Origin of the sequence: Pseudomonas chlororaphis subsp. piscium (assembly GCF_003850345.1) — a bacterium.
GTDB classification, from domain to species: Bacteria; Pseudomonadota; Gammaproteobacteria; order Pseudomonadales; family Pseudomonadaceae; genus Aquipseudomonas; species Aquipseudomonas piscium.
On the sequence record NZ_CP027707.1, the window covers coordinates 4,216,689 to 4,229,880 of the forward strand.

4 protein-coding genes are annotated in these 13,192 nt (G+C 60.4%); all 4 read right to left on the minus strand.

Going from position 1 to position 13,192, the window contains the following annotated elements; genetic code table 11:
* Nucleotides 1-10 precede the first annotated feature (10 nt).
* The 4 genes from C4K38_RS19075 to C4K38_RS19090 all read right to left on the minus strand — a co-directional run bounded on the left by C4K38_RS19075 (nt 11) and on the right by C4K38_RS19090 (nt 13,169).
* On the minus strand, nt 11-2,167 hold the full coding sequence (locus tag C4K38_RS19075) for a type I secretion system permease/ATPase (RefSeq protein ID WP_053278622.1): 2,157 nt from the start codon (nt 2,165-2,167) through the stop codon (nt 11-13).
* On the minus strand, nt 2,164-3,678 hold the full coding sequence (locus tag C4K38_RS19080) for a TolC family outer membrane protein (RefSeq protein WP_053278621.1): 1,515 nt from the start codon (nt 3,676-3,678) through the stop codon (nt 2,164-2,166). Before C4K38_RS19080 ends, C4K38_RS19075 begins: the two co-directional genes overlap by 4 nt.
* A 259-nt stretch (nt 3,679-3,937) precedes the next feature.
* Entirely contained in the window at nt 3,938-12,166 is an 8,229-nt protein-coding gene (locus C4K38_RS19085) for an Ig-like domain-containing protein (RefSeq protein WP_338000792.1), read from the minus strand.
* Between the two features lie 355 nt (nt 12,167-12,521).
* Nucleotides 12,522-13,169 (minus strand): response regulator, encoded by a 648-nt coding sequence (locus C4K38_RS19090; RefSeq protein WP_053278620.1) that lies wholly within the window; start codon nt 13,167-13,169, stop codon nt 12,522-12,524.
* Nucleotides 13,170-13,192 lie beyond the last annotated feature (23 nt).

A 13,192-nucleotide genomic window follows, 5' to 3' on the forward strand; every position in this document is an offset into this window, starting at 1 on the left:
CGTTCGGCGATCAGGCAGCGGATGCGCGCGGCTTGCTCATCTGGCTGATGACGATGTGTTTGGTGTCGTCCAGAACGACCCGGCCCTTGTCGACCGCGATGATCCGGTCCACCCACTTCAGGACAGCCGGCCGGTGCGTGGCGACGATCAGCGTGCGGCCTTCGAGCCACGGCAGCAGCTTCTCAATCAGGTGCTGTTCGCTGAGTTCGTCGAGCCAGGCGGTCGGCTCGTCCAGCAGCAGCACGCGGGGGTTGCGGATCAGCGTACGAGCCAGCAAGAGCATTTGCCGCTGGCCGCCGGACAGGCCCTTGCCGCCTTCACGGATCAGGTGATCCAGGCCATCGGGCAACGACTGCACCAGGGACAGCGCGCCACTCAAGGTCAGTGCCTGAATGATCTCGTCGTCAGTGGCCATGGGTTTACCCATGATGATGTTGTCCCGCAGCGAGCCGAAGAACAGCGATGCCTGCTGGCTGAGAAAGCCCACATCACGGCGCACGTCATAGGGGTCGATCATCGACAGGTTCAATGAGTCCAGCAGCACATTTCCTTCCTGGGGGGCTTGCAAGCCGGACAACAGATGCAGCAGGGTCGACTTGCCTGCGCCGTTGCGGCCCAGGATCGCCACTTTCTCGCCAGCCTTGATCGTCAAGCCCGGGATCTCCAGCGCTGGCTGCTTCTGCTCCTGCTCGTAGCGGAACTTCACGCCCTCCAAGCGGTAGTCGCCCTGGATCACCGGACGGTGCAGCATCTTGCTGTGCTGGGGCTGGTCGACCGGGCGCTTCATCAATTCATCCAGGCCTTCACGCGCGACCTTGGCCTGCTGCCAGCGCGACATGACACCGGACAGCTGAGCCAGGGGCGCAATCATCCGCGACGACAGAATCGAGGTACCGATCAAGGCACCCGTGGTCAGGTCGCCACTGATGACCATGAAGCAGCCCACCAGAATCACCAGCACATAGACCAGCGATTGCAGCTCCTGGGTCCAAGTCATCAAGGCACCGGTGATGAAGCGCTGGCGCATGCTGATGTCGGCCGACACCTGATTGAGGTGGTTCCACTGGGTCTGGAAGCGCTGCTCGGCGCGCAGTAGCTTGATGTCTTCGTTGCCTTGGACCGCCTCGATCAGGATCGCATTGCGCAACGACGCTTCGCGCATGCCTTCCTTGGAATATTTGGCCAACCAGCGCTGGGCCAGCAGGCCGGGAATGATCAGCAACGGCAGGATCGCCAGCGGCACCAGGGCCATCATCCCACCGACGTACCACAGCACACCGAGGAACAGGAAGAAGAACGGCAGGTCCGCCAAGGCATTCACGGTGGTGGACGTGATCAACTCACGCACCTGCTCCAGCTCGCGGATCTGCGAGATGAAGGAGCCAGTGGATTTCGACTGGTCCTGGGTACGGATGCGCAGCGCATGACCGAAGACCCGATCGGAAATCCGCAGGTCGGCGCGCTTGCCGATCTTGTCGGTCAGGTGGGTGCGCGACAAGCGCATGCAGAACTCGAAAACGATCGCTATGACCACCCCGCCGAACAGCACCCACAGGGTCGGCTCGGACTGGGCCGGAATCACCCTGTCGTAGATCTGCATCGAAAACAGCATGGCGGCCAGGGCCAGGACGTTGGCGATCAGCGAGGCCAGCATCACATCGGAGTACCGCCGCCAGTCGTGCAGCGCCAGTTTCCAGAACCAGTTGGCTTCATAAGGTTTGATGTAGTCGTCGACCCGGGCATCCGGCGCCGACACTTCAGGACGCAACAGCAGAACCCGTTGCACTCGCGCGCAGACTTCGGCTACCGGCAAGGCCTGCAGCACGCCCTGCTCGCCGCTCAAACGCACGCCGGCGAACTGGCCGTTATCGACACTTTCAATGACGCCGACCTGCCCGTTGTCGAACTCAGCCACCACCGGCAGGCGCCAGGGGTCCAGGATGCCTTTGTCGAGCTTTTCGAAGCACAGCGACATGCCCATGTCGCGGGCCATTTGCTTGAGCTGTACATCGGCCGGATGGCCGGCTTGCCAGTCGAGCATGACACGCACGCGCTCTGCCGAGGTCTCCAGCCGGTAATGCCGGGCCACTTGCAGCATGGCGTCCAACCAGGGATTTGCCACATCCGTCACAACGGTCGAGGAATCGGCTTTGGGGATAGTGGTCATGATGAGGCTCCCATCAGGGCGAATACGTTGCGCATATGGCCGGTGGCATTGATGTAGTTCACCTGGGCCAGCCAAAGGTCGTGCCGGGAGTTTTCCTGGTCGGTCTGGGCCTGGAAGATTTCCTGTTCGGCGTTCAACAGATCGAGCAAGGACCGCGTACCCAGCGCCAGGTACTGCTGTTCGTACAGCGCACGGGTATCGACCATGCTTTTGTAGCGGTTACCCAGCACCTTGATCCGGCTCGACAGCCCGGCCATTTGTTCTTGCAAGCGGAACCAGGAGTTCTGGGCTTCGAGCTTGCGGGTATGGATGCGCTCTTCGGCAGCACGAGCTGCCTGGCCCGCCCCGCGAATCCGCGCCGACGGCGCACCGCCGTCAAACAGACTGTGCTTGACGCTGACAGTCAGGGTGTAGGCGTACTCGTCCCGACCTGTGGGGACATTTCCCAGGTACTTATCGACGCCCGCATCCAGGGATACGGTCGGCTTGGCGTTGGCTCGGGCCTGGCTGACTTGCGCCTGGGCGACACTCCATTCGGCTTCGGCCTGCTGCACCCCAATGGTCATTTCCACATTGGGATCAATGGTTGCCAGGGCCTGGACCAAACGATTCTCGGGCACCGCAATCTTGTTGAGCGGCTCCTGGCCAATCAGGGTGCGCAGCTTGCTGCGTTGCTGGCTCAGTTGAGTCTGGCTGGCGAGCAGCGACGCTTCGGCCGCCTCGACCCGCGATTGCGCCTGGATCAGGTCGGCCTGGGTGCTAGCCCCTTCGCTGACCCGGCGCGCGGCCAGTTGCTGCAGTTTTTTCAGTTGGTCTTTTTGCGATTGCGCGGCATTGACCAGCGCTTCGTAGCGACGAACCTCGATCACCGCCTCGGCGGCCTGCAGGGCAATGTCGTCGATCTCGCCCTGCCATTTCACTTGTTGCAGCACGACGTTGGATTCGGCCTCGGTGACAGCCCCACCAACCTTGCCGAAGTCATACAGCATCTGGCTGGCAGTGAGCGACAGGGCCTGACCGTTGCTGCCGAAACTCTGCCGACCGGAACTGATGCCCACGTCCACTTTTGGCAGATAACCGGCGCGTGCAACGTCGATGCCTTCACGTTGCTCCTCGAGAACCGACGCCGCGTCACGAATCGATGGGTAATGACTGACCGCCAGCGAGACGACTTGCCATAAATCATCCGCTTGCACCGGTGCCTGGTTTGCCGAGGCGAACGGCGCGCGTTCGGCCTTGCCGTCCATTGCCGGCAAACGGTCATAGGAGAACGGACTACGTTTACCCGTGGTGCCCGGCTGCTTGTATACAGGCTGCGCAGGTACCGATTGAGCCGGCCGCGAGGCTGGCGCTGGAGAAGCGCTTACCTGTGCACATTGCGGATTGCAGACGATGTGCTTCTGCGCCTGGGGACGAGGTGATGTATCGGCAATCACCTGTTCGGAAAAGCCCAGCAAGGCGATCGACGATACAACAGTGATCAGGCCTGCTTTCCAATATTTGTAACGCATTGTGGTAGACCTCCATGAAGCAAGGTCTCCATGGTAAGAACCCCACACGGCGGGATCTGTAGGGTAAACCCTAAAGCGCAAGCAACCTGATAAGGCGCAATGTCCGTTACGGAAAACCCGGGCCAGGCTTGCGATCGGCGCCGTTGCCGCAGGTCAGGTTTCTGGATGGGCGAAAACAAAAAAACGCAGACGATTGTCTGCGTTTTTCTCATGCCAAACCTTTCCCGGCCGATCCGTCGGCCGGGAAAGGGTCTTTACATCACACCACCAGTTGGTGGTTTTGCAGCAGGGTCAACAGGTCGGTCTTGACATCGACCAGCGTGGCGATGGAGCTGAAGCCGAACTCGGCCCCAGTACCGTCACGGTCAACGCTGATGACCGTGTCGTTACCCACGACCTGCACCTTCAGGTAGTCCTCCAACCCGGTAGAGGCACTGTCCAGCTTGGTCACGCCCTGGTCCTGATACAGCCCCGCCGTGCCTTTGTAGCCCAGCAGTTCGCTGACATCGATAACATCGGCATTGCCGTCGCTCAGCACATTGCCTACGTGGAAGCTGTAGACCTTATCGCTGCCATTGCCACCGGTGGCATTGCTGGCGTCCAACACCTTGTACAGCAGCGTGTCATTACCGCCATTGCTGAGGTAGATCACATCGTTGCCGGCGCCGCCTTCGATCCGGTTGTTGGCCGAACTGTCGGTGATGCTGTCAGCGTACGCACTGCCGATGATGCCTTCGATGCTGATCAGGGTGTCGGTCCCCATGCCGATCGCCACACCCGACTCCAGGTTGATCTGCATGGCCAGGGTGGCACGACTGTAGTCGACCACGTCCATGCCCTGGGTCGCGCTCCAGGTCTGGGTGCCGTCCATGGCGGTGTTCCAGCCCCCACCGCCGTTGATGGTGTCGTTGCCTTCGGTACCGAAGAAGGTGTCGTTGTAGCCGGTCCCGACCATCCCCGACTCGCCGATGGTGTCGTTGACCGCCGCGGTCGACTCCGCCGTCAGCACATAAGCATCGTGCGCTGCACCGGTCGTCAGCCCGCCCCAGTTCAGGTTCACCGTGCCGTTGACATAGTTCTGCTGATAGGTCGAGGCCCCCACATGGTTGATGGTGCTGTTTTCGGTGCGCAACAGCTGCACCGAGTACGTCTCGCTGGCATCCAGGCCGTAGAAGTTCACCAGGCCCTGGCTGTTGCTCGATGCCGAGGACTGCGGGTTGATGATCTGCGTCGCCACCAGGTCCCCTGCCGAGTTGTACAGCTTGACAGTGTTGCCGTAGAACACGTTCAGACCATTCTTGTCCAGGATACGGACATGCAGGCTGGTGCCGTCGGCCACCACGTTTTCGTTCCTGATCAGGATCGAGGTGGCGGTATCCGCATCCAGGCCGGCACTGGTGCTGCCGGCACGGTACATGATCAGGTCGACAGCGCCGTCCCAGTCATAGTCCACTGCCGTTGCACCGGTGATGTTGTCGTAGGTCGTGATACCACTGAGGGACTGCCCGGTACCGTTCCAGACGTTGTTGCCCTCGTTCAGGTACACCGTAGGCGAACCTGTCTGGGCAGCGCTATCAGTCGCATTGCGACGTGGCACCTCGATAACGTCCATCTGCCCGTCGTGGTTCCAGTCCACGGCGAACGAAGCACCGCCGTCCATGCTGTCGCCAAACTTCAACGACTGCTCGTTCTGGCTCATCCCCAACCAGTTACCGTTGGCATCGTTGCCAAGGTTGAGGTAGATACGGCTTTCGTCAGTATCGGTTTTACGGTCGTCACCCAGGCTGCGGCTGATGAACAGGTCCAGATAACCGTCACCGTTGAAGTCCGCCCAAGTCATGGAGATCGGCAGGTTACTGTGGTCGACCGAGCTGTCCCGACGGAACACCCCACCCTGGTTATAGGTGGAGGCGATGCTGCCGTCCGCGTTGCTCAGCTGGACCGACAAACCCTTGGTCCAGTCGTAGCCAGAGTGACCGGCCAGCTCCACCGTACCGTTGTTGTTGACGTCGACCGCGCTGATTTCATGGGCGAAATTGGTGCCGCCATTTTCCATCGTGTAGCTCAGCGTCCCCTTGTCGTTGGTGACCTTGACGTAGGCACTGTCGTTGGAGCCGGCGAATGCGAAGTCCAGGTAGCCGTCACCTTGAGCATCGTACGCAACGACACCGCCAACGTGGGTTTCAGTACCATTGGCACCCACCCCCAGGACGCCCCCCCAACCAAGGGCCAGCGATGTGCCCGTATAGGTACCATCGCTGTTTTTGGTCCATAGGGCGGTATTGCGGGTACTGCTGCTGGTCTGGCTGATCACGTCCTGCAAGCCATCACGGTTGTAGTCCGCAAAGACAGCCTGGCTGATGACCCCGCCAAAGTCGTGATTGCTGACCCCGGTCGGTTCTGCCAGGTACGTGGCCGTGTAGTTTTGATTGTCGTCAGCACTGTAGACATAACCGGCGTTAGCCGCTGCCCCGTTGCTCTGCGACATCGAACTCTGGAAGAACGACCAGGTACCGTCTTCGTTGACCGTCACGGCGGCGGCGTTCAAACCATACTGCGAACCGCTGGCGGTACCGCCCCAGGTCGTCTGCAGCACTCGGCTACCGGCAGTTGTGGCATCGCTGGCGGTTACCTGAACCAGATCGCTGAGATTGGAGCGGTTACCCGCCGCATCCCAGACCACGAAGCCGATCGAATGGTTGCCCTTACTCAACGAGGCATCAATGCGCCAGTCGCCCTGGGCATCCGCCGTTGCGTAGCCCAGGATCTTGTCGAGGCCTTCGCTATAGACACCGTCGTTATTGCTGTCTTCGACCAGCGCAATAAGCGCGCCAGACTCGACGCGACCATGGACATCGCTAGCGAACGACAACGAGGCACCAGTGGTCACAGCCGCAGCCACGACCGGAGCGACAGTGACGGGTTCCGGTGCATCCAGGTCCACGACCACGGTGTAGTCGTTGAAACTGGTGCCCGTGGCGACGTTACCGGCGGTGTCGACCAGCTGCATCTTCACGTTCAGCGTCTGGCTTTGGGCGAACTCAGGCAGCGTGTAGGTCCACAGCGAACCGCTGGAGGACAACACGGTGACCCAGCTCTGACCGTCGTCGAACGAGATCTGCAGATGCTGCGCCGTTTGCAGCGAGGTGTTCAGCGTGCCAGATACAGTGACTGTGGTATCACGGGTGATCATGTCGCTGTTGGTCGCCGTTTCGGCGGTGCTGTGACCGTTGCTGATACCGACAGCGGTGTCGGTGGCGACGGTGAAGCTCGAGGTCATGCCGTTGGCGCCCAGGCCGACAGTATCGATCACCAGAACCTGACTGCTGATGGTGCCACGGTTACCCGCCGCATCCACTACACGCGCCTGGACGATGTATGTGCCATCGGCCAACTCGCGAGCAGTCATGTCCAAGCTCCACTTTCCGTCTTCGAAAGCAGCCATTTCCCAGGTGTTGCCACCGTTGAGGCTGACTTCGACACGATCGGTAGCCTCGGCGGCATCGCTCAGGGAACCGTTGATCACTAGGCGATTATCGTTGGTGATGAAGTCGCTCGGACTCGCACCGCGGTCTTCGGTGATCGATTCGATCAGAGCCGAAGCCGCAGGCGCCGTGGTGTCGAAAGTGACTTCCTGGCTGGCGCTATCGACCACCTCGCCGCCGGCTGCAACCACACGCGCCTGATAAACCACAACGGAATCGCCGTGTACGGTCGGATCTTCGAAAATCCAGCTGGTACCTGTGGTGGCTGCATTGGCCCAGGTCAGACCGCCGTCGCTGGACACTTGTACCCGTGCACCGCTTGGCAATTCCTGGCTCAGCGTACCCTTGACGGCAATGCTGGCGGCGCTGGTGATGAAGTCACCCAACACACCCGAATCCGGAGTGATGTCGGTGATGTTCAGGCCGATGCCGATACCGGTATCGATGACCACCGCTTGCGAGGCTTGCGAGCCGACGTTGCCAGCCGCATCAATGACCCGTACCTGATAGTTGTGCAGGCCATCGGTCAGCACCCGGGCATCGTCATAACGCCAGTTGAGATCGCTCACGACCACATCGAACCAGGTGCTACCGTCGTTGAGGCTGATCTGCACCTTCTCGTTGGCGCCCAGCGCCGTGGACAGCGTGCCGAACAGGGTCAGGGAAGTGTCGGAGGTGATGAAATCACCCGGCACGTCGGTGTCCTGGTCGATGGCCGTGATCTGCACGATGGCGGTTGGCGCCGTCGTATCGACAGTGAACGAAACCGCAGTGCTGGCCGCGCTTTCATTACCGGCCGCATCGGACTGGGTGGCGGTCAGGCTATGAACGCCCTGAGCCAGCGGCGTCGATGGGGTGAAGCTCCAGGCGCCCTCGGCGGACACCGTCACACTGCCCAGCAAGGTGCCATTGTCGTAGACCTTGATCGTGTCGCCGGCATTGCCGCTGCCCGTCAGGGTCGGGGTGGTGTCATCGGTGAAACCGTTCTGCGCCAGTTGCCCCTGGTACACGCCCACGTCATCGAACGCACCGGATACCCCGGGTGCCGATGGCGCGGTCAGGTCGATGTCCAGCATGAAATCGGCCGAGCCTTCGGTACCGGCGCCATTACGCGCTACAGCGGTAAAGGTGTGCAGGCCTTCGGTCTGCGTCGGCAGTTCCAGGCTCCAGTTGCCGGAAGCATCGGCCGTCACGCTGCCCAGGACCTTGCCAGCCTCGCTGACAGTGACCAGAGCACCGGCGGTCGCAGTACCGACCAGGGTCGGCGTGGCGTCGTCGGTCAGGCCACGGCTGGCGACATCACCCTGGATGCTGCCGACGTTGTCGATGGCCTTGACGATGCTGACCACCACTTCACCGGTTTCGACGCTGAAGCTGAGTGCCTCGCTGGCAACGCTGGTATTACCCGCCTTGTCCGTGAGGGTCGCCGTGATGGCATGGGTGCCACCGGCCAACGCGGTGGATGCGGTGTAACTCCAGTTACCGCTGGCATCGACCGTGGTCGAACCAATGACGACACCGTTGTCGTAGAGCTTGACCAGCGCACCGCTCTCGGCACCACTGCCACTGAAGGTCGGGGTAGCGTCGTCGGTTACGCCGTTCTGGGCGATCGGGCCTACTTGTGCGCCTTGATCGTCGGTCGCGACGACCCGGACAGGTTGAGTCGGTGCCTGGGTGTCCAGAGTGACCGAATACTCGCCGGTCATCGGGCTCAACTGCCCGGCCGCATCGGAGGCCTGCGCGGTGATGTTTTTCACGCCATCCGCGCCCAGATCCGCAGTGGTCAGGCTCCAGTTGCCACTGGCGTCGACCACCACAGAGCCAACAACGGCACCGTTGACGAACACAGTGACCAGAGTCTCGGCAGCGCCGGTACCGGTGATGGTCAAGGCGTTATCGTCGCTGGTGTCACCTTTCTGCAAGGCACCGGTGACAGTACCGACATCATCCAGCACTTGAATGATGGCCGGTGCCGCCGGAGCGTCCCCTGCCAGGGTGAAGCCCCAGGCCGCAGTCTTGTCGCTGACGTTACCGGCAGCGTCCATCGCCTCGGCGACGAAACTGTGCTCACCGGCGGTCAGTGGCAATGTCGGTACGAAACTCCAGTTACCGGAAGCATCCACGGCAGCGCTGCCGATCAGCACACCGTTGTCATAGATCTTGACCAGGGTCGCATCGCCAGGCGCGAACGAGCCCTTGAACTCCGGCTGTGCATCATCGGTGACATCGCCACGGGCGATAGTGCCGGTAATTGTGCCGACGTTATCCACCAGATCCAGCGAGCCTTCTTCGATGACCGGCGCAGTCTGATCGCTTGGAGCGGTCTGCGTGGCCTCGCTGATATTGCCAGCCGCATCCGTGACGGTGATCGAGCCCTGCTCGCCCTCTGGTACTGGATTCGGCTTGAACGACCAGTTGTCGTCTGCATCGATAACGGTGGTCACGGTGCTGCCATCTGGCAGTTCAACGGTCACAGTCCCGCCGGCTTCACCAGTACCGCTCAGGCCCGCGCCATTATTCTGGTCAACGGTCGGAGCCGCCGGTGGAGTCTGGTCGCTGGTACCGGTGTTTACTGCTTCGCTGGTGTTGCCCGCTGGGTCGATAACAGTGACCGAGCCCTGCTCGCCCTCTGGTACTGGATTCGGCACGATCTCCCAGTTGCCGTCTGCATCGATAACGGTGGTCACAGTGCTGCCATCTGGCAGTTCAACCACTACGGTGCTACCTGGTTCGCCAGTGCCGCTAATACCTGAAGCATTGTTCTGGTCAATAGTCGGCGCCGCCGGTGGAGTCTGGTCGCTGGTACCGGTGTTCACCGCTTCGCTGGTGTTGCCTGCTGGGTCGGTAACAGTGACCGAGCCCTGCTCGCCCTCTGGTACTGGATTCGGCACGATCTCCCAGTTGCCGTCTGCATCGATAACGGTGGTCACAGTGCTGCCATCCGGCAGTTCGACGACCACGGTGCTGCCCGGCTCACCGGTGCCGCTGATGCCATTGGCATTGTTCTGGTCAATGGTCGGCGCTGCAGGTGGAGCCTGGTCGCTGGTACCGGTGCTCACTGCCTCGCTGGTGTTGCCCGCCGGATCGATGACGGTGATCGAGCCCTGCTCGCCCTCTGGCACTGGATTCGGCACGATCTCCCAGTTGCCGTCTGCATCGATAATGGTGGTCACAGTGCTGCCATCTGGCAGTTCAACCACTACGGTGCTACCTGGTTCGCCGGTGCCGCTGATGCCATTGGCATTGTTCTGGTCAATGGTCGGCGCTGCAGGTGGAGTCTGGTCGCTGGTACCAGTGTTCACCGCTTCGCTGGTGTTGCCCGCTGGGTCGATAACAGTGACCGAGCCCTGCTCGCCCTCTGGTACTGGATTCGGCACGATCTCCCAGTTGCCGTCTGCATCGATAATGGTGGTCACAGTGCTGCCATCCGGCAGTTCGACGACCACGGTGCTGCCCGGCTCGCCGGTGCCGCTGATGCCATTGGCATTGTTCTGGTCGATAGTGGGAGCCGCAGGAGGATCTTGATCAACGGGGGCTGGTAGTGGCGCCTTTTCACTGGAACCGGTGTTCACCGCTTCGCTGGTGTTGCCCGCCGGATCGATAACGGTGACCGAGCCCTGCTCGCCCTCTGGCACTGGATTCGGCACGATCTCCCAGTTGCCGTCTGCATCGATAACGGTGGTCACAGTGCTGCCATCCGGCAGTTCAACCACTACGGTGCTACCTGGTTCGCCGGTGCCGCTGATGCCATTGGCATTGTTCTGGTCAATGGTCGGCGCCGCCGGTGGAGTCTGGTCGCTGGTACCGGTGTTTACTGCCTCGCTGGGGTTGCCCTCCGGATCGATGACGGTGACCGAGCCCTGCTCGCCCTCTGGTACTGGATTCGGCACGATCTCCCAGTTGCCGTCTGCATCGATAATGGTGGTCACAGTGCTGCCATCCGGCAGTTCAACCACTACGGTGCTGCCTGGTTCGCCCATGCCACTCAGGCCATCGGCGTTGTTCTGGTCAACGGTGGGAGGTAATGGTTGCGTGGAATTGATGATTCCAGTGTCGACGCTCGCACTGGAGTTACCAGCGGCATCGGTGACGACGATCGATCCGCTAACGCCTGGGGTCAGCGGGTTCGGGGTGACACTCCACTGACCGTCTGCCCCCACGGTTGCAATGACGGTACTGCCATCGGCAAGACTGACGGTAATGGTGCTGCCCGGCTCCGCAGTACCGGCCAGGACATCCTGGTTGTTCTGGGTCACTACCGGCTCGGCGGGCGCGGTGACATCGGCCACGCCGGAGCCGATAGCGGCGCTTTGCACGCCATTCAGGCTTGCTTGCAGCGTGCCCTGCTCGCCATCGGCCAGCGGGTTGGGATTGAAATGCCAGAGCCCGGTATCATCGGCCACCGTCGTGACGACGGAACCGTCGGCCAGGGTCAGGGAAATGGTCGCCCCGGCATCAGCCTTGCCGGTCAGGCCATGCATGTTGTTGAACAGTACGCTCGGCGTCGACGGTGTGGTCAGCCCCTGATCGGCACTCGCCGCATCGGAACTGCTACCGCCACCGCCGTGATGGCTGGCAATCGCCACCGCGCCGCCCACGGCGGCCAGGCCCAGCAAGGGCGCCAGCCAACCCGTGGACTCGACTTCAGCCACGGCCAGCAGCGAGTCGATCGACTCAAGCGGCACCAGTGACACGCCAGTCCAAGGGACCGAGTAATCGGCGATCAGCAGCTCACCGGTGTTGGGATCTTCAAATACCAGATCGCTTTTTACGCCATCAACCACCTCGAAAAAACCATCGATGGAGATGGTTTCCCCGCTCTTGAGCTTGATAACAAGACGTTCGCCTTCACGACTGACCGACTGAATATCCTCTGCTGCCGTGGACATCTTGATGACCGCCGGCCGATTGATTGTCAGCAGATTATTGCCCGTGACATCCAGAGGATGCCCAGTGTCTTTTGCGATGATCTTGATCGGTAACATAACCACTCCGTTAAACATTCAATTCAAGTCCTGCACAGAGCGAAACGGCTACTCAATGGCGGTTTCGTACTGTCGTACCTCCTTCCAATACCGGTCTTTGGCAACAGCGTTCTCTCAAGACCGTTTCACAATGGCCGGAGCCAATGCTTGGAATTAATCAAATGGTAAGGAGCGCCCCTGGAGGGGTATTTAGGGAAAAACCTAAAACGCGCCGATCCGAACAGAGTCGAGGCGCGAGCGAGGAAGGAAGGAATTAAAATACGAGCAGCAAGAATCCAATGGGACCAATGCTGGAGACATGACCACCCAAGGTGGTCAGCAACATGAAAAATGGAGCGCAAGAAGGTAAGTCAGTCGTTGAATCCAGGGCCTTTCAGACGACCTGATGTTCCTGACAGAATGCGAACAGCTCCTGGTCGGAGTGGACACATAATTTGCGCATGACCGAAGTCTTCTGAGTACTGACGGTCTTTGCGCTACGTTGGAGGCTGGTAGCGATATCCTTGAGCCGCTCACCCGCCAAAAACAGCCGCAGCACTTCTGCCTCCTTGATTGAAATACTCGCGATACGCTCACTGACTGACGACGTAGAGGCCATCACACTGTCAGGCTCAAGAGTGAAGTTACCTTTGTAGATGCCTCCCTTGGAGATAGTGCGCAGCGCCACATTTATTTCATCAAGGTTGATGCTTTTCTGCAGCACGCCGGACACTCCGCAATCGTAAAGACTCCCCAGAATCGAACGATTGTTCAGCATGGTCAGCACCAGAAAACGCACCTGGGGAAAATTACGCACCAGATAGCTGACCAGGCGCATGCCATCGCCGTAGTGCTCATCCCCTGGCATGTAAAAGTCGGTGATCACGATATCCGGCGAGTGTTCCTTAATGGCATCCATCAACTCGCCAGACGTCTTGGCCACGCTCACCACGTCATACAGGCCGTCACTCTCGATAGTTTCTTTCACCCCTGCCAATACAATGGGGTGATCATCGGCCAGCACCACTTTTATTTTATTCATGCTAAGACTGTCCTTGAAAAAGA